The sequence below is a fragment of the Enterobacter cloacae complex sp. P38RS genome (assembly GCF_014930775.1).
Classification (GTDB): domain Bacteria; phylum Pseudomonadota; class Gammaproteobacteria; order Enterobacterales; family Enterobacteriaceae; genus Enterobacter; species Enterobacter bugandensis.
Map to the genome: position 1 here is coordinate 20,522 of NZ_JADBRS010000019.1, position 18,290 is coordinate 38,811.

Annotated in this window: 15 protein-coding genes and 1 pseudogene; 5 read left to right on the forward strand and 11 right to left on the reverse strand. The window is 61.7% G+C overall.

What is annotated here, in order from left to right; all coding sequences use genetic code 11:
* Nucleotides 1-259 precede the first annotated feature (259 nt).
* The gene (locus tag IM303_RS19255; protein WP_023337595.1) at nucleotides 260-430 is read left to right on the forward strand and encodes a YfgG family protein; all 171 of its coding nucleotides are present in this window, start codon (nucleotides 260-262) and stop codon (nucleotides 428-430) included.
* On the opposite strand, the gene IM303_RS19260 is transcribed toward IM303_RS19255, so the two are convergent.
* Nucleotides 427-1,317: a LysR family transcriptional regulator gene (locus IM303_RS19260; RefSeq protein ID WP_193360174.1), complete on the reverse strand. Its 891-nt coding sequence runs from the start codon at nucleotides 1,315-1,317 to the stop codon at nucleotides 427-429. The two genes, IM303_RS19255 and IM303_RS19260, sit on opposite strands and share 4 nt — an antisense overlap.
* 97 nt (nucleotides 1,318-1,414) lie before the next feature.
* Here IM303_RS19260 and IM303_RS19265 point away from each other — a divergent pair.
* The 3 genes and pseudogenes from IM303_RS19265 to IM303_RS19275 all read left to right on the forward strand — a co-directional run bounded on the left by IM303_RS19265 (nucleotide 1,415) and on the right by IM303_RS19275 (nucleotide 3,902).
* Nucleotides 1,415-2,630: pseudogene (locus IM303_RS19265) on the forward strand (MFS transporter).
* A gap of 49 nt (nucleotides 2,631-2,679) precedes the next feature.
* A complete protein-coding gene (locus tag IM303_RS19270; protein ID WP_048999681.1) occupies nucleotides 2,680-3,147 on the forward strand; it encodes a DUF6130 family protein in 468 nt (155 codons plus the stop codon).
* An 11-nt stretch (nucleotides 3,148-3,158) separates the two neighbouring features.
* Nucleotides 3,159-3,902 carry an alpha/beta fold hydrolase gene (locus IM303_RS19275; protein ID WP_193360175.1) on the forward strand — a complete coding sequence of 248 codons (744 nt, stop codon included), beginning with the start codon at nucleotides 3,159-3,161 and terminating at the stop codon, nucleotides 3,900-3,902.
* An 89-nt stretch (nucleotides 3,903-3,991) separates the two neighbouring features.
* On the opposite strand, the gene iolB is transcribed toward IM303_RS19275, so the two are convergent.
* The 10 genes from iolB to IM303_RS19325 form a co-directional block, all read right to left on the reverse strand.
* Nucleotides 3,992-4,816 (reverse strand): 5-deoxy-glucuronate isomerase, encoded by an 825-nt coding sequence (iolB, locus tag IM303_RS19280; RefSeq protein ID WP_048959922.1) that lies wholly within the window; start codon nucleotides 4,814-4,816, stop codon nucleotides 3,992-3,994.
* A 9-nt stretch (nucleotides 4,817-4,825) separates the two neighbouring features.
* Nucleotides 4,826-5,716 (reverse strand): myo-inosose-2 dehydratase, encoded by an 891-nt coding sequence (iolE, locus tag IM303_RS19285; protein WP_193360176.1) that lies wholly within the window; start codon nucleotides 5,714-5,716, stop codon nucleotides 4,826-4,828.
* An 11-nt stretch (nucleotides 5,717-5,727) separates the two neighbouring features.
* Nucleotides 5,728-7,632 carry a 5-dehydro-2-deoxygluconokinase gene (iolC, locus tag IM303_RS19290; RefSeq protein WP_048999675.1) on the reverse strand — a complete coding sequence of 635 codons (1,905 nt, stop codon included), beginning with the start codon at nucleotides 7,630-7,632 and terminating at the stop codon, nucleotides 5,728-5,730.
* A 12-nt stretch (nucleotides 7,633-7,644) separates the two neighbouring features.
* Entirely contained in the window at nucleotides 7,645-8,778 is a 1,134-nt protein-coding gene (locus IM303_RS19295) for a Gfo/Idh/MocA family protein (RefSeq protein ID WP_048999674.1), read from the reverse strand.
* 8 nt (nucleotides 8,779-8,786) lie between these two features.
* Nucleotides 8,787-9,815, reverse strand: coding sequence for an ABC transporter permease (locus tag IM303_RS19300; RefSeq protein WP_010433895.1), 1,029 nt, complete (start codon nucleotides 9,813-9,815; stop codon nucleotides 8,787-8,789).
* Nucleotides 9,816-9,826: 11 nt separating this feature from the next.
* Nucleotides 9,827-11,374, reverse strand: a complete 1,548-nt coding sequence (locus tag IM303_RS19305; protein ID WP_028014046.1) for a sugar ABC transporter ATP-binding protein — start codon at nucleotides 11,372-11,374, stop codon at nucleotides 9,827-9,829.
* 48 nt (nucleotides 11,375-11,422) lie between these two features.
* Complete coding sequence (locus IM303_RS19310; protein ID WP_041908742.1) at nucleotides 11,423-12,352, reverse strand: sugar ABC transporter substrate-binding protein; 930 nt, start codon at nucleotides 12,350-12,352, stop codon at nucleotides 11,423-11,425.
* A 31-nt stretch (nucleotides 12,353-12,383) separates the two neighbouring features.
* The gene (iolG, locus tag IM303_RS19315) at nucleotides 12,384-13,370 is read right to left on the reverse strand and encodes an inositol 2-dehydrogenase (RefSeq protein WP_028014047.1); all 987 of its coding nucleotides are present in this window, start codon (nucleotides 13,368-13,370) and stop codon (nucleotides 12,384-12,386) included.
* Nucleotides 13,371-13,670: 300 nt separating this feature from the next.
* A complete protein-coding gene (gene iolD / locus IM303_RS19320; RefSeq protein ID WP_193360177.1) occupies nucleotides 13,671-15,596 on the reverse strand; it encodes a 3D-(3,5/4)-trihydroxycyclohexane-1,2-dione acylhydrolase (decyclizing) in 1,926 nt (641 codons plus the stop codon).
* Nucleotides 15,597-15,607: 11 nt separating this feature from the next.
* Nucleotides 15,608-17,113, reverse strand: a complete 1,506-nt coding sequence (locus IM303_RS19325) for a CoA-acylating methylmalonate-semialdehyde dehydrogenase (protein ID WP_193360178.1) — start codon at nucleotides 17,111-17,113, stop codon at nucleotides 15,608-15,610.
* A gap of 292 nt (nucleotides 17,114-17,405) precedes the next feature.
* Between IM303_RS19325 and IM303_RS19330 the strand changes: the two genes are divergently transcribed.
* Nucleotides 17,406-18,236, forward strand: coding sequence for a MurR/RpiR family transcriptional regulator (locus IM303_RS19330; RefSeq protein ID WP_008502123.1), 831 nt, complete (start codon nucleotides 17,406-17,408; stop codon nucleotides 18,234-18,236).
* Nucleotides 18,237-18,290: the final 54 nt, after the last annotated feature.

An 18,290-nucleotide genomic window follows, 5' to 3' on the forward strand; every position in this document is an offset into this window, starting at 1 on the left:
AATATCAGGGCCGGGAATCCGTTGACATAAATCAAACTATTTTACGCAAATAAGCTTTGCACAGCGTTTTTTTGAAATAATTTTCTTCATATTATCAATATGGTAAATGCAAATATTAATTTCAATAACAATAATTAATGTAAACGTTGACGGTTATTTACACATGACGGAATTGACCCTCTCTTTCCGCTGTGCCTTAATATCCCCGTCGCCCAGAAGGGCATGCCCAGGAAAAAGAAGAGTGAGTCAGGCCACGCGTATGCGCAAACGACACCGTTTTAACACCCGGATGACCCGCATTATACTGCTCATCAGCTTTCTGTTTTTCTTTGGCCGCTTCGTTTACTCTTCCATCGGCGCCTGGTATCACCATCAGGACAAAATCCAGTCGCAGCAGTCCAGCCTGAACGTCGACGCCGCTGACCGCTAGCCCTGCGGAGGGTTTTGTACCAGCCGAATAATCCCCGCGATCCCTTTGCTGAGGATCTTGTCCTGCCGTATCACGATGGCGAGCTGGCGCTGCAGCACGGGCGTGAGCGACATGACGCAGAGCCCTTCACGGTCAGCATCATGCTCAACCGCCATTCGCGGAACGATACTGTAGCCGAGCCCCACCCGAACCATGCGCTTAATCGCCTCAATGCTGCCAAGCTGCATCACCGGCGCGATCGCTAACCCATTGGCCGCAAACCAGCCATCAATGAGGGCCCGGGTACCGCTGCCAGACTCAAAGGCGATCAGCGGCTGGGCATGGAGCGCCTCCGGGGTTAACTCCCTGAAAGCATCCTGCTGTTCCCGCGACGCGATAAAAACAAACTCCTCGTCCATCATCGGCATAACGTCCAGCGCTCTGCCGCTGACCGGCAGCGTCACCAGCCCCATATCGAGACGGTTCTCTTCGATGGCCCTGACGATGTCGAGGGTGTTGCCCGTTGTTACGCCCACCCGCAGGAGCGGATAGTCGCGGCGCAGCTGCTCCAGCAGGGGCGGCAGAAGATGGATACAGGCCGTCGCCCCCGTACCAAGAGTAATGGTCCCGCTGACATCGTGGCTGAACGCGCTCACGGACCGCAGGGTTTCGTCCACAACCTGCTGAATGCGCTCTCCGTGCACCAGCAGTGACTCTCCTGCCGCCGTGGCCTTAATGCCCCGCCCGGTACGCTCTACCAGCCGCGTTTGCAGAAACTGCTCCAGCTGACGTATTTGCAGACTAACGGCAGGCTGGGAAATGCCCAGCAGATCCGCCGCCGCCGAAAAGCTGCCGCGCTGGATCACCAGACGGAACGTCGCGAGATAGCCAAGGTTAAGCGTCGTCATTCAAAGTTTCTCTTATACAGCGCATAAGGTTGCAGGCCTGCCAGCACAATACCGCGCTCGCTATGCTCAGGACAACTGCATAACGGAATGAAAAACAATGGAAACACCTGCCCTGCCTCGTCGCCTTGCCCTTACTGCCGGATGTAATCAGCTTATCAACTGGGGGATCTCGTTTTATCTGCCCGGCACCTTTGCGCGGACCATTTCAGCCGACCGGGGATGGTCAGCGCCGCAGATTTACCTCGGCCTGACGCTGGCGATGCTGGTGATGGCCGCGGTCTCCCCTTTCGTCGCCCGTCTGCTGGCACGCTTTGGCGGACAGAAAGTGGTAATGGGCGGAACGCTGCTGATTGCCGCAAGCTGCGCCGGTATGGCGTATACCCGGACGCTGTCTGGCTGGTACGGCGCCTGGCTACTGTGCGGCATCGGGATGCGTCTGTCGCTGTATGACGCACTGTTCGCCGCGCTGGTTAATCTATATGGTCAGCAGGCACGCGGGACGATCTCACGTATTACGCTGATGGGCGGGCTGGCGTCTGCCGTCTTCTGGCCGCTGGGCGATGGCCTGCTTCACATCATGAGCTGGCAGGACGCGTTACGCATTTATGCCCTGCTTGGCCTGCTGAGCGCAGTGCTGATCCGCACGCTTCCCCGGCAGCGGCTGACGGAAAACACAAAGGCCATCGCGCCGCCCCTGCGCAACGAGCGGCGTAACGCCTGGCTTTATGCGGCCTTCATCGCCCTTATCACCTTTGTCTCTAACGGCACCTCCACCCATCTGCCGGAGTTTATTGCCCACTTTGGCCTGCCGGTCGCCATCGGCATGCTGTGGGGGATCGGCCAGGCTGGAGGTGCTGGCAGGTGGCCGCTTAACCCCCTTCAAACTTACGCTTTTTACCGCTCTTGCCATGCCGCTGTGTTTTCTTGTGGGAATAAGCAGCACCCTGTTTGTCTGGTGCGCGGCCGGGTTTGTGCTGGGCTACGGCGCCATCAACGGGCTGGTCACCATAGTAAAAGCCACGCTGCCACTGGAGCTGTTTAGCACGGAAAGCTATGCCCGCCGCACGGGCATGCTGCTTATCCCGGGCCAGCTGATGGCTGCAGCCGCACCGTTTGCCTATGCGTGGCTGAATAAAACGCTGGGGATCGCGGGTGCAATGGGAGTGTCGACGGGGTTAACGCTGGTGATTGCCGGGCTGGCGATAGGGATCGTGCGCCGTCCCGGTAGGCAAACTGTATCGCACTGTATCCCGCGCAACGCGCTGACAAACGGGTACAAAACGCCCCCTCCGGCAAATATCTCCGATACATAAAAATGGTTTTCTTTCCCTGTTGTCATTCAGAACTGATGAGGAGAGAACCATGATTCGTCGTTACGCAATTTTACCCCTGCTCGTCCTGGCCTCTGTAACACATGCCCAGGCCACGCCGCTGGACAACCTGAGCGCCGCGGACGTTAACGGCCCCGCCGCCGTTGCGCCGCTGGAACACCCGCAGCCGCCCGCCAGGCTGATCGTCGATCCGCCGCTTGCCGGGCCGCTGAGCAAAGGCGCGGTGTTTATTCAGTACCGGGCCGAAAACCTGCGCATCGAGCCGGTATTCGGCCCCGAGGCGCTCAAGGTGACCCCGCGCATCGGGCACATTCACGTGGTGGTGGACGGCGCGCCGTGGCACTGGGCTGACGCCAGCGGCGAGCCGGTGATCCTGGTGGGGCTGCCCGCCGGCAAGCACAAGGTAACGATCATCCTGGCTGACCCGACGCACAAGCCGCTCGACCACAAAACCATTGAATTCACCGTCCCGCCCCACGCGGCGATCCACCATTTTTAAGGAGTCTGAACATGAAAGCACTGTCTGTACTGACAGCGGGCCTGCTGGCGCTTTCTGCCAGCGCCTTCGCGGAAAATAAAACCAGCGTCGTGCTGGTGCACGGCGCGTTTGCCGACGGCAGCAGCTGGAATAAGGTGATAACCCTTCTGCAGAAACAGCACGCAGAGGTCATTGCCGTCCAGCTCCCGCTCACCTCGCTTAAGGATGATGTTGCCGCCACAAAACGGGCCATCGCCCGGACGCACGGCGACGTGGTGCTGGTAGGCCACTCCTGGGGCGGCACCGTGATTAGCGAGGCGGGCAACGATGCACGGGTAAAATCGCTGGTCTATGTGGCGGCGTTCGCGCCGGATTCCGGCCAGTCGACGGCGGATCTGGCAGGTAGCTTCCCTCCGCCGCCGGGTAGCGCGGGCATCGCCAAAACGGCGGACGGCTATTTATACCTGCCGACAGAAGCCGTCAGGAAGGACTTCGCGCCTGACGTGAAGCCGGGTGAACAAAACGCTATCGCGGCCACGCAGGGGCCGATTAAAGCCGATGCGTTTGGTGAAAAGGTGACTCACGCGGCGTGGCATGATAAACCGAGCTGGTTTGTGGTCAGCAAGCATGACCGGATGATCAACCCCGACCTGGAACGTGCGATGGCGAAGGCGATACATGCGAAAACCACCGAGGTGGCCGCGAGCCACGTGGCGATGGTGAGTCAGCCGGAGGCCATCGCCCGGACGATTGAGCAGGCGAGGCGGACGCACTGAGGACAATTCGCCCGGCGGCGCTACGCTTGCACGAACCTACGATTTCGTAGGCCGGGTAAGCGCAGCGCCACCCGACAAGAAAGGCCGTCTCAGCCCCCCCTCTCTGCGGGATAATCGCGATTAATCCACGCGTGGTCCTCTTCCCAAGTGAACATCCATTTGCGCACCGGGCCGGCCATCACGTTGAGGTAGTAGCTGTCATACCCGGCCATCGTCGCCACCGGATGATACCCCTTCGGCACCATCACCACGTCACGGTTGTAGACCGCCATACATTCATCCAGCGTTCTGTCGTCGGTGTAGACGCGCTGCATGCAGAACCCCTGCTCCGGGTTGAGGCGATGGTAGTAGGTCTCCTCCAGGTAGGTCTCCTGCGGCGGGTTATCCGTGTCATGCTTGTGGCTCGGGTACGAGCTGGTACAGCCCTCGTTAGTCCAGACCTCCACCACCAGCAGGCTGTCGGCGGGCTTGTCTTCCGGCAGAATGTTGTGCACGTAGCGCTGGTTGTGCCCCTTGCCGCGCGCTTCAGCGTCGATATCCTGCGGGGCAATCAGCCGCGTCGGGTACGAGCCCTTGCCCGGCGCGGCGCAGACCGCCAACTCCAGCGCCGTCAGCGCCTTCACCTGCACCGTCTCCTGCGGGGTGACGTATACCGCCCACGGTTTGATGCGCTCGAAGGGGCTCATCCGCTCGCCGATATCGTTAAACTGCGCGGAAGGAGTGGTGATAGAGGCGCGCCCGGCGACCAGCACCAGGCAGCGTTCTTCCCTGACGGCGGGCAGCGTCAGCGTCTGCCCCTCCTGCAGCTCATACGCCTCAAACCCGACGTACCCCCACCCTGCGCGTTCCGGGGTGACGGACTGAGTGCGCCCCTCCGCGTTCGGCTGCTGCCAGCGTGATAACAGACGTGACATGTCACCTCCTCAAATAAGCCCGGCGTCGCGCGCCAGGCGGCTCAGGTTGTTATACCCCAGACGAGCGTAGGTCAGCGGATGGGCAATCGCCGGATCCTGCTCGGCCTCCACCACCAGCCAGCCGCGATAGTCCTGCGCCTTCAGCAGACTCATGATCGGCGGGTAATCGACGCAGCCGTCGCCCGGCACGGTAAACACGCCGCTCAGCACCGCATCCAGGAAGCTGGTTTTGCGGTTTTTCACGTCCGCCAGCACGTCGGCGCGCACGTCTTTGCAGTGAACGTGGTTGATGCGCGACGCCCAGCGCTGCGCCACCGCCAGCGGATCGACCCCGGCAAAGGTCAGGTGACCGGTGTCCAGCAGCAGTCCCACCGCCTCTCCGGTGTGGGTCATCAGGTTGTCCACGTCGTCGGCGGACTCAATCACCGTGCCCATATGATGATGGTAAGCAATCTGGACTCCCTGCTGCTGCGTGTAGCGGGCAAATTCGGTGAGCTTCTCGCCGTACTCCTTCCAGCGCGCCTGAGGGAAGCGCGGACGCAGATGCACCGGGGTCTGCTGCTCGCCGTGAATGCAGCCGCTCACTTCCGCAAAGACCAGCACCTTCGCCCCCAGCTCGCGCAGCAGCGTCAGGTGCGGCTGCACGGCGGCGATCTCCTCCTCCACGCTGCGCTCCAGCAGGCGGCCGGAGTACCAGCCGGAGACCAGCTGCAGGTCGTGGCGCTGCAAAATCGGGCCAAGCAGGCGCGCTTCACGCGGGAATTTGTTGCCCAGCTCAAAGCCAGCAAAACCGGCCTCTTTCCCTTCGCTCAGGCAGGTCTCCAGCGAGGTTTCCGCGCCGAGGGAAGGCAGATCGTCGTTCGTCCACGTCAGCGGGTTAATGCCTAATTGCACACTCATTGTTATCTCCATTATGCGTGTCCGCGCTCGCGCCACCAGGCGATAAGCTGCAGATAGTTGTCCCGGATGCGCGCCACCAGCTGCGCATCGTCAATATCGTGCTTCAGCCACGCGCGGGAGGCGTCGCCAAACAGCGTGCGCCCCACGGCGAAGCCTTTAACCAGCGGCTGCCCCGCTGCGGCCTTGAAGCCCGCGCGCAGCTGTTCCGCCGGAGCGTCCAGACCGAGGATCACCACCCCGCGGCAGTGCGGGTCCCGGCGTTCGATAATCTCGCCGAGCGCCGTCCAGCCGTCGGCGGAAAGCGGTGGCAGCTTCCACCAGTCCGGGTAAATGCCCAGGTTGTAGAAGCGGGAAATGGCGCGCAGGTAGAGCTCGTCGCTGCGCGGCATGCTGGCGGGCAGGATCACCTCCAGCAGCAGCTCGTGCCCGGACCGGCAGCAGGCGTGGTACACCTCAGCGATTTTCTGCTCCTGCTCCAGGCGCAGGCCATGGGCATCTTCCGGGTGGAAGAAGACCAGGCACTTCACCACGTGCTCCTGCGGCCAGCTGATAAGCTGGGTGCCGATATTGCCGTGCTCCATCTCCAGCGGGCGGGAGCCCGGCAGCTCAATGGGGCGACCAATCCACCACCCTTCTCCGGTGATCGCGTTCAGCGCGTCCTGACCAAAGGTGCCGTCGCACAGCAGGCCGGCTTTGCCCTCCAGCCCGGCGCGGCTCGCCGCCTCTCGGCTGGCCTGCAGGATCAGCTGCTTCAGCGCCGGAATGCGCTTAAGCGACGCACCGCACTGCATCGCCATATCCTCAAGCTGGCTGCGGTGATCGAAGGCCATCACGCACAGCTCCGGCCACTCGCGGCGGCGGGTGGTCACCCGGTGGAGATGGTTAAGACGCGGGTCAAGATCCGGGCGCGGCACAACCGCAGCGCGGGAGAGATAGTCATCCAGCTCGATTTTGCTCGGCATCGCCGGGGCGCAGCCGTGGCGCGAGACCACCAGCGCGCCGCAGGCATTGGCGTAGCGGCACGCCTGCTCCCAGCCCTCGTCGTTCAGATAGCCGCGCAGCAGGCCGGACATAAACGCGTCCCCCGCCCCGAGAACGTTCAGGACCTCCACGCGCACGCCGGTCACCGTCAGGCCGTCGTCCAGCCGGGACGGAATGGCGTCGGTATAGACCGAGCAGCCCAGCGCGCCGCGCTTGCAGACCAGCGTTGCGTGACTCACGTCGCGCACCTGCCCCAGCGCCTGCAGCGTATCCGTGCTGCCGCCCGCAATGTGGAACTCCTCTTCGGTGCCGACAATGACGTCGAAGAGGTGCAGTACCTCCTGCAGCTCGCGGGTGACCTGGTCGGCGGCGATAAAGCGCGTTTCGCCGTCGCCTAAGGAGGTGAGCCCCCACAGCACCGGACGGTAGTCGATGTCCAGCACCGTGCGCACGCCGTGACGGCGGGCATAGCCCAGCGCCGTCAACACCGCCTCGCGGGTCTGCGGATGAGAAAGGTGGGTCCCGGTGATGGCAAGACAACGTGCGGAGGCAATGTAGCTTTCATCCACATCGCTGGCGGTAATCGCCATATCCGCGCAGTTATCGCGATAAAAAATCAGAGGAAAGGTGTCCCGGTCTTTAATGCCGAGTAGCACCAGCGCCGTGAGGCGCTTTTTATCGGTAATCAGATGGCTGGTATCGCAGCCTACCTGGTTGAGCTCTTCGCGCAGGAAGCGGCCCATATGTTCATCGCCGACGCGCGCCAGCATCGACGAGCGCAGGCCCTGGCGCGCGGTGCCGTACGCCACGTTGCCGGAGGATCCGCCAAGGTATTTGGCGAAGCTCGACACGTCCTCCAGGCGGGCACCAATCTGCTGACTATAGAGGTCTACCGCCACGCGGCCCATGCATATCACATCAAACTGCTTTTCCACGTTGATACCTCATCAGACAATGTCGTTCACGTTCAGCCAGCGGCCTTCCCGGTGCGAAAGCGCAATCGCGTCCAGCACGCGCGACACCTTCCAGCCCTCTTCGAAGTCCGGCCACATCGGCGCGTCGGCGGCAATCCCGTCCACCAGGTCGCGCACCTCCACCGTTTTTTGATCGTTAAAGCCAATTCCGTGGCCTGCGCCCATGCAGAACGCGGCGTAGTCCGGGTGCGCCGGGCCGACGAGCAGCGTGCGGAACCCCTGACGGTTCACCGGATCGTCATGCAGATAGAGCTTTAGCTCCGCCATGCGCTCCTGGGTGAAGCTGATGGCGCCCTTCGTCCCGGTGATCACGTACGAGAGCCCCATCTTGCGGCCGCAGGCGACGCGGGAGGTTTCAATAACACCCTGCGCCCCGCCCGCGAAGCGCACCATAGCGTGAGCCTGATCCTCGTTTTCCACCGCAATCTTCTCTGACGATCCGGCCTTCGCCGGGCGCGCCGGGACCACGATCTTCAGATCGCCGCAGACCTGCTCGATATCGCCCACCAGGTACTGGGCCATATTGACGATATGCGCCGCGAGGTCGCCCAGCGCGCCCAGCCCGGCGGTCTCTTTAAAGCAGTGCCAGTGGATGGGCGACAGCGGGTCGGCCATATAGTCTTCGTTGTGGGTGCCGTAGAAGTGGATCACATCGCCAATCTCGCCGCGGGCGATAATCTCCTTCGCCAGCTGCGCCGTCGGGTTCTTCATGTAGTTGAACCCCACCAGCGTTTTCACCCCGGCCCGCTTCGCGGCGTCGACCATCTCGCGCGCATCATGGGCGTTGAGCGCCAGAGGCTTCTCCGAGTAGACGTGCTTGCCGTGGCGGATCGCCTCCAGAGCCATCTCTTTATGCAGGTGGTTGGGTGAGCAAATATCCACCACGTCAATGGCCGGGTCGGCCACCAGCGCCCGCCAGTCTCCCGTTGAACGGTTAAAGCCAAACGCCCGGGCGCGCTCTGCCGCCAGCTCCGGCGTGACTTCCGCCACCATCTCGCGCACCAGCCTGCCGCGCAGGTTGAACACCGTCGGGGCCTGGGCATAGGCGATAGCGTGCGCCTTGCCGATATACCCGGTGCCAATCAATCCAATACGAACCTCTTTCATCACGATCCTCACAGTGCGCCGCGACGGCTCTTGGCGTAGGTATCAAACGCCACCGCCAGAACGATAATTAACCCGGTGATAATCTGCTGGTAGTAAGCCGAGACGTTCATCAGCACCAGGCCGTTAATCAGAATGCCCATAATGATGGAGCCGATAATGGTGCCGCCGATGCGCCCGTAGCCGCCCATCAGCGAGGTACCGCCGATCACCACCGAGGCGATAACGCGCAGCTCAAAGGAGATACCGGCCACCGCCTCGGCGCTCCCCAGACGCGCGCTCAGGATGAAGCCCGCCAGCCCGGCCAGACAGCCGATCAGCACGTAGACGCTGACGAGCACGCGCTTGACGTTAACCCCCGCCAGGCGCGCCGCCTCCGGGTTGCCGCCGATGGCGTAGACGAAGCGGCCCCAGCGGGTTTTATGCAGCGCCAGATAGCCGCCGATGGCGACGATGGCGAAGATCCAGATCGGAATGGAGATGCCGAGCAACTCCCCGCGCCCCCACCAACGGTAGCCAGGATCAAAACCGGCAATCGGCGCGCCGTCGTTGATCACCAGCGTCAGGCCGCGCCAGATGGTCATCCCGCCGAGGGTGACGATAAACGGCGGCAGGCGCAGGCGGGTGACGCCCAGACCGTGCAGGAAGCCAATCGCCGTGCCCATCGCCAGACAAATCCCCAGCCCGATCAGCCAGCTCATGCCACCCCAGGCGTTCGGGTCGACGGTGGTGAAGTTGTCGCCCTTAATGACGTACGCCGCGGTCATGGCGCACACCGCCAGAATGGAGCCCACGGAGAGGTCGATCCCGGCGGTCAGAATGACGAAGGTCATCCCCACGGCCATGATCCCGTAGATGGACACCTCGGTCAGGATGTTGAAAATGTTGCGTTCAGAGAAAAAGTTGCTGTTCTGCGACTGGAAGAAGATCAGCAGCAGGATCATGAAAATCAACACCCCGAAGCGCTCGAAGAAGGCGATGGGATCGATGCGTCCGGCGCGTTTGACCGGGGCCTGCGTTTTAGAAATCATCTGCGTCATGAGAAACTCCGTTATGCCGCGTTCAGGGCGTTGTGGTTGATGGCCATCATCGTCATCAGCCGTTCTTCGTTAGCGTCGTCACCGTGGATCTCGCCGGTCACCCGGCCTTCGCTGAGGGTGATGATCCGGTCAGACACCGCCATCACTTCAGGCAGATCGGAGGAGATCACGATCACCGCCACGCCCTTTTTCGCCATGTCAAACAGCACCTGGTGCACTTCCGATTTGGTCCCCACGTCGATGCCGCGCGTCGGCTCATCGACGATCAGCACCCGCGGGTTGAGCGCCATGCAGCGCGCGAGGATCACCTTCTGCTGGTTGCCGCCGGAGAGCTTGCGCACCTCCTGCGCGCTGTTGACCATTTTGATCTGCAGGGCCTGGCGATAGGACTCAATCAGATCGTCCTCTTTGCGGGTGTTCACGAACCAGCGCCACTGCAGCAGCGAGGAGAGACACGAGAGCGACAGGTTGTCGCGAATCGACAGCCCGAGCACCGCCCCCTCTTTTTTACGGTCTTCGGGCACCAGCGCCACGCCCTGGTCGAGGGCATACAGCGGGTCGCGCGGCTGGTACGGCACGCCGTCCAGCTCAAAGCTCCCGGAGGTAAAGGCGTCTGCGCCAAACAGGCAGCGGGCCACCTCGGTGCGTCCCGCGCCCACCAGCCCGGCAATGCCCAGAACTTCCCCGGCGTGGACGTGGAAGCTGATGTCGTGCAGGGCGATGCCGTGCGGATCCAGCGGCGGCTTTTCGCGGCTCAGCCCCTTCACCGCCAGGCGGACGGGTTTGTCTTGATGATGGGTTTCGCTGGCGGGGCGACGGTTAAAGGCCACGTCGCGCCCGACCATCAGGCGGATCAGCTGTTCGACGTTGGTCTCCGCCACCGCGCCGGTGCCGGTGAAGCGGCCGTCCTGAAATACGGTGAAGCGATCGCAGAGCTGGAAAACTTCGTGCAGGCGGTGGGTAACGTAAATAATGCTCACGCCGCGGTTTTTAAGCTCCCGCACCACGCGGTGCAGGCTTTCCACCTCGCTGTCGCTCAGCGCGGCGGAAGGTTCGTCCATGATGATCAGGCGAGCGTTGAGGGTCAGCGCCCGGGCGATCTCCACCATCTGCTGCTGGGCGACGCTCAGACGGGCGACCGGCGTGGTCGGCGCAACGTTTAGCTGCAGGTAATCGAGAATGACCTGCGCCTCCTGGTTTACCGCCCTTTCGTCGACGATCAGGTTCCGTTTACGCGGCTCGCGCCCGAGAAACATGTTTTCCGCGACGGTCATGTTGGGCAGCAGGTTGAATTCCTGATAGATGGTGATAATGCCCTTGTTCTGCCGTTCCACCGGGGAGTCGTCCACCGGCAGCATTTCGCCGTTGAACCAGATATCCCCGCGGGTTTGCGGCTGCGCGCCCGCAAGCGCCTTTAGCAGCGTAGATTTTCCCGCTCCGTTTTCCCCCAGCAGGGCGTGGATCTCCCCCGCGCCGACGGTCAGCTGGGCGCTGCTTAGCGCCCAGACGCCGGAAAAGCTTTTTGCCAGGTCGGTCACTTTCAGTAAGGGTTGCGACATCGGTCTGCTCCTCCTCATGTTGAGCCGCCAGAGGCGGCTCGGGACATATCAGTTACCGGCCTCACCGATACGCTCAGCCTGCTGCAGGTTCTCTTTGGTGATAAGCGTTGGCGGGTAGTCGGCCCCGGTGATGGCTTTCTTCTCGCGCACGTTGGCCACCAGCTGGCTCATCGCCGTCTGCACCGCAAAGCCCGGACGCTGATCCGCCGTTACCGCCAGCCAGCCGTCGCGCACGCGGGCCAGCGCTTCCGGTACCGCATCAAAGCCAGTCACGAGGATTTCACCCGGCTTCACGCCCTGGCTCTGCAGGGCTTCAATCGCGCCCAGCGCCATATCGTCGTTGGCGGAGAGGATCACCTGCGGGCGTTTCGGTAGCGAAGGCAGAACGCTTTCGACGATGCGCATCCCTTCAGAACGCATCCAGTTGCCGGTCTGATCGGCGACGATCTTGTACTTATCCCCGCCCGCCTTCAGGCTGTCGCGGATCCCTTTGGTGCGTTCAATATTGGAAGAGGAACCCGGCTGGCCGGTGAGCAGGATGATCTCTGCCCCGTCGGGGAATTTGGTTTTGACGAAGTCGCCAATCGCCTGGCCGCCTTTGTAGTTGTTGGCGCCAAAGTGGGGCACTTTCTTCTGGCTGTCGACGGAGCGGTCTAGGGTGACCACCGGCAGCTTCGCATCCTGAATTTCATCCACCGCGCTGGAGACCGCGTTCACGTCGTTCGGGGAGACGATAAAGCCCTGCGCCCCGCGGGTGATGGCGTTTTCCAGGTCAGCCACCTGCTTCGGTGAACTGCCCTGCCCGTCCAGTACCTGAAGCTTCACGCCCATCTCTTTCGCGGCTTTCACCGCCGTACGCTGCATGTGAACCTCAAACGGCATGGCCAGGTTTGGCGTACTGAAAACAATCTGCTCGTTTTCGGCGAGGGCGGCCCCGGACGTCATGGCGATGAGGGCGGCTAAGATCAGTTTTTTCATTATTATGTCTCTCTGTGTAGGGTTGTTGTGTTTAGAGGACGATCTCGCGCTGGCTACGCAGCGACTCCAGCGCTTTATCCGCGAGGTACAGCGCACGTTCACCATCATCGCCGCTGCAGTCAGGCACCGCTTCGCCGCGCAGGACCGCAACAAAGTGTTCCCATTCCGCGGCGTAAGCGGATTTGTAGCGCTGCAGGAAGAAGTGTTCCGGCAGCGCGCTGGTGCAGCCCTGTTTGCCGTAGTGCTGCACCTGGTTTTCCAGAATATTGCCGGCGCACAGCAGCCCTTCGGAGCCGTGCAGCTCCAGGCGCTGGTCGTAGCCGTAAGAGGAGCGGCGGCTGTTGACGATGGTCGCCATCGCGCCGGAGGCATATTTCAGAACGATAAACGCGGTATCGATATCCCCCGCCTCGCCAATCGCCGGATCCACCAGGTTACTGCCCTGGGCATACACCGACACCGGCTCTTCGCCCATGATGAAACGGGCCATGTCGAAGTCGTGAATGGTCATATCGCGGAACATGCCGCCGGAGACGCGCACGTACTCCGCGGGCGGCGGAGACGGGTCGCGGGAGATGATCAGCAACGATTCCGGCTTGCCGATGCGCCCGGCCTGGGCATCGGTTTTCACGCGGCGGAACTGTGGGTCAAAGCGGCGGTTAAAGCCGATGAACAGCGGCACGTCGTACTCTTTAACCACTTTCAGGCAGTCGCGCACGCGGGCGAGGTCGAGGTGTACCGGCTTTTCGCAGAAGATAGCCTTGCCGTGGCGGGCGGCCATTTCAATCAGATCCGCGTGGGTGTCGGTGGCGGAGGCGATCAGCACGGCGTGAACGTTAGGGTCGGTCATCGCCTCATTCACGCTCTGCTGGCGGACCTGATACTGTGCGGCGAGACGGGTGGCAAATTCCTGATTCGGGTCAACCACGGACCAGAGCGTGGTCGCGCCGTGGCTGGCGATGTTAGCTGCATGTACCTGGCCAATTCGGCCAGCGCCCAGTAAAGCAATGTTAAACATAACGGCTCCCGGTGTTGGTGAATGCTGTGAACTAACGACCCTATAAATAAAACATTTATTTCATTTTTATAAATAGTGAAAATTATGTTTTTGAGTGCGGGTTAACACTTTTGAGATGTATGAGATAATTTTTGTTATCAATCTCACAACATGAAAGAAGGTACTGCTCACCCCTCACCCCGGCCCTCTCCCCAAAGGAGCGAGGGAGAAAAGCGTGCACCACCCCATCCCCTCTCCACTTTTGGGAGAGGGTTAGGGTGAGGGGAAAATGAAATGAAAATTTCGTTAAGACAGTAAAACTCAATACTGACGGGCTTTTTTCACCTGCGCCTGCGTTTGCTCCGCGGCCTCACGCACGGCAGACGACTCTGCCACCTGCGCGTCACCGGTTCGCCACCACGAGCCGTAGTCATGGGTCATGGTCTTCGGCAATACCTTGATGTCCAGCAGCGTCGGGCCCGGATGGGCGCGTGACGCCTCAAGCGCCGCCAGCAGGCTCTGCTCGTCATTCACCCGCCACGCGCGACAGCCGTAGCTTTCCGCGTTTTGCGCAAAATCGACTTTCACCAGCGGCCCGTCAAGCCGCCCGGTTTCCGGGTTGCGATGGCGATTTTCCGTGCCAAAGCTGCCCATTCCGTGCCCCATCTGCAGGTTGTTGATGCAGCCGAAGCTGGCGTTATCAAACAGCAGAACGGTGACCTTAATGCCCTCCTGTACGGCGGTTTGCAGCTCGGAGTGCAGCATCATGTAGGAGCCATCCCCCACCATGGCGTAAACCGGCTGCCCGGGTCGGGCGAGCTTCGCGCCGATGGCCGCCGCAATCTCGTAGCCCATGCAGGAGTAGCCGTACTCCAGGTGATAGCTGTCCGGCGTTTTGACCTGCCAGAGGCGCTGTAAATCTCCCGGCAGCGAACCGGCCGCGCCCACCACGATGGCGTTATCTTCCACATGCTGATTGATCAGCCCCAGCACCCGCGTCTGGGTCAGGCGGGTATTAAGCGTCTCGCCGTATTCCGCCAGCTGCGCGTCCAGATGCCCCGCCACTTCGGGCGCGTCGTCCGGATGCCACTGGCGATCCCACAAGCGGCGGCACTCATCGCGCCACGCGGATTTCGCCTGGGCGATCGCCTCTCCCCAGCCGCTGCGATACTCGCCGAGCGCGTGGGTTAAGGCCTTGAGCCCGGTTTGGGCATCGGCAATCAGCGCGGTGGCGTCCAGCTTCAGGGCGTCAAACTCGGCCACGTTCAGCAGCAGGAATTCGACGTCCTGATGGGAAAAGAGCGCCTTGGAGCCGGTGGTAAAGTCGGTCAGGCGCGTGCCGACGCCAATCACTAAGTCAGCCTGTGGCGCGAGCTGGTTGGCGGGCATTCCGCCCGTCACTCCTACGCCGCCGAGGTTAAGTGGGTGGTCACTTACCAGCGCCCCCTTCCCGGCCTGCGTTTCGGCAAACGGCAGCTGCAGCGTCTCGACAAATTCGCGAAACGCCTCATGCGCGCCGGAGTAGCGCACGCCGCCGCCGCACACCACCAGCGGACGGCGCTTGCGGGCGATCAGCGCCCGCGCCTGCGCCAGTCGCTGCGGATCGGGCGGACGGCGTTCGATGTGGTGCACCCGACGCGCGAAGAAGCTTAGCGGGTAGTCCCACGCTTCCCCTTGCACGTCCTGCGGCAGACAGAGGGTCACCGCTCCGGTATCTGCGGGGTCAGTAAGCGTTCGCATCGCGCTTAGCATGGCGCTCATGAGCTGCTCGGGGCGGTTGATGCGGTCCCAGTAGCGGGAAACCGGACGGAAGCAGTCGTTGGTGCTGATGCTGAGATCGTGATACTGCTCGATCTGCTGCAGCACCGGGTCCGGCTGGCGGCTGGCGTAGATATCGCCCGGCAGCAGTAAAAGCGGGATGCGGTTCGCCGTGGCGGTGGCCGCCGCCGTTACCATATTAGCGGCGCCCGGCCCGACCGAGGAGGTGACGGCAAAAATGCGCTGGCGGCGGTGCTGTTTGGCGAATCCCGTCGCCATGTGGGCAATGCCCTGCTCGTTGCACCCCTGCATGATTTTCAGATGACCGGGATCCTGCTCCAGCGCCTGGCCAATACCCAGCACGTTGCCGTGCCCAAAGATCGTCGCCACGCCCTCCACGAAGGGCGTTTCGTTGCCGTCAACGCTGACGTACTGTTGATTCAGGAACCGGACCAGCGCCTGGGCCATGGTCATACGTTCGGTTTGCATAATGCCTCCTGTCAGCCCAGCGTCGGCATGGAGAACGCAGCGCCTGTCTCCTGCTGCATTTCCGGCCAGCGCGCGGTGATGGTTTTCATTCGGGTGTAGAAACGCACGCCGTCGTTGCCGTGCACGTTGAGCGCGCCAAAGATGGAACGCTTCCAGCCACCGAAACTGTGGAATGCCATCGGCACCGGGATCGGCACGTTGACCCCCACCATGCCCGCCTGCACCTCTTCGCAGAAGCGGCGCGCGCAGCCGCCGTCACGGGTGAAGATCGCCGAGCCATTACCATATTCATGGCGGTTAATGAGGTCCACCGCGCTGGCGTAATCTGCTACCCGCACCACAGAAAGCACCGGGCCAAAAATCTCTTCTTTATAGATGGTCATCTCTGGTGTGACGTTATCGAACAGCGTCGGCCCGACGAAGTAGCCCTGCTCGTGGCCCTTCACGCTGAAGCCGCGCCCGTCCACGCGCAGTTTCGCCCCCTGCGCTTCCCCGCTGTCGATATAGCCCAGCACCTTGCTGCGGTGCGCGGAGGAGATAAGCGGCCCCATTTCGTTTTCCGGTGTCTGGTCGAGCCCCGGCCCGACGCGTAGCGCTTCAATCTGTTTTTCCAGCCGGGTGCAGAGGTCATCGGCGGTTTTATCCCCCACCGCCAGCACCACCGAGAGCGCCATGCAGCGTTCCCCCGCCGCGCCGTAGGCCGCGCCCATGATGGCGTTGGTCGCCATCTCCATGTCGGCATCCGGCATTAAAATGCAGTGGTTTTTCGCACCGCCCAGCGCCTGACAGCGCTTACCGTGGGCGGAGGCGGTCTGGTAAATGTATTCGGCAATCGGCGTGGAGCCGACAAAGCTCACCGCCTGCACGCGCGGGTCGGTCAGGAGCACGTCAACGGACTCTTTATCCCCCTGCACCACGTTGAAGACGCCGTCCGGCAGGCCTGCCTCTTTTAGCAGCTGCGCGAGCGCGAGCGCGAGAGAAGGGTCTTTTTCCGACGGCTTCAGCACGAAGGTATTCCCGGTCGCCAGCGCAATGGGGAACATCCACATCGGCACCATCGCCGGGAAGTTAAACGGCGTGATCCCGGCGCAGACGCCGAGCGGCTGCATCAGCGAGTGGCTGTCGACGCCGGTACCGACGTTCGCAGAGTGTTCACCCTTTTGCAGATGCGGGATACCGCAGGCAAATTCCACCACTTCCAGGCCGCGGGTCAGTTCGCCCACCGCGTCGGAGAAAACCTTGCCGTGCTCTTCGCTGATGATGCGGGCCAGGCGCGTCATGTTCTCTTCCAGCAGCGCCTTGAAGCGGAACATCACGCGCGCGCGCTTAAGCGGAGCCTGGCACGCCCACGCGGGAAACGCCTGCTGCGCGGCGGCAATCGCCTGCTCCGTTTCCTGTGCCGTACTCATCACCACCTGGCGGATCTGCTCGCCGGTGGCCGGGTTGAAGATCGCCTGAACGCGCTGGCCTGAACCGGTGACACATTCGCCGTGAATAAAATTCGCTACCGTCTCCATCCTTAACCTCTCGCTGTTGATACGTGACTGTTACCTGAACGCTGTGTACAGGACACTATATATGAAACAAATATTCCATTTTAAGTTGAAATAAAATAAATGATGATTATTGTGATCAAGGATGGATTTTTATGTTAACAGCCAGCAACACTGACGCTGCGTGCGCTATTAAGGGATTTCGGGCGAGGAAATGACTGAAGCTTCTGTTTCATTTTTGCTGCCAGATGGATGGCCGACATTTAAAAGACGCGGTTTTGCGTTTAGAATCATCAGACTGTATTTGGGGGATAACATGACGACAGCAACCAGCCTGAACGAACTGCAGCAGCAAATCCGCGATCGCTACGATAGCCTGAGCAAGAGGCTGCAGCAGGTCTCCCGCTACGTGCTGGATAACACCAACAGCGTGGCCTTTGATACGGTTGCCGTCATTGCCGAGCGCGCCGACGTGCCGCCTTCGACGCTGATCCGCTTTGCTAACGCCTTTGACTTCACTGGCTTCAACGAAATGAAACAGCTGTTTCGCATGAACCTGGTGGAGGAGACGGCCAGCTACAGCGACCGCGCGCGGCTGTTCCGCGAAATGGAGAGCGAGGCCGTGCCGGAAACGCCGCTCGATATTCTGCAGGAGTTCGCCCGCTCGAACGCGCAGGCGCTGCAGCAGCTGGCCGCCCGCGCCGAGCCGGAAATGCTGGAGCGCGCGGTACAGCTGCTGGCCGACGCCGACACTATCTACATCGCCGGACTGCGCCGCTCGTTTAGCGTCGCTGCCTACCTTACCTACGCCCTGAGCCACCTGGAGTGCCGCCCTATCCTGCTCGACGGCATGGGCGGGATGCTGCGCGAGCAAATCAGCCGCATTAAGGCGCGCGACATCGTGGTGTCGATCAGCTTCTCGCCGTACGCGGAAGAGACGGTGATGGTCAGCGAAACCGCCGCCAGCGTCGGCGCCCGGCAGATCGTGATTACGGACAGCCAGATAAGCCCGCTGGCAACATTCAGCGATCTCTGCTTTGTGGTGAAAGAGGCGCAGGTGGATGCGTTCCGGTCCCAGTCGGCAACGCTGTGCCTGGTGCAGTCGCTGGTGGTGGCGCTGGCGTATCGGTTGGGTGAAGGGAAATAAGGCAATAAAAAACCCCCTGCGCAGGCAGAGGGTTTGGGTGTTAATTCATAGGGA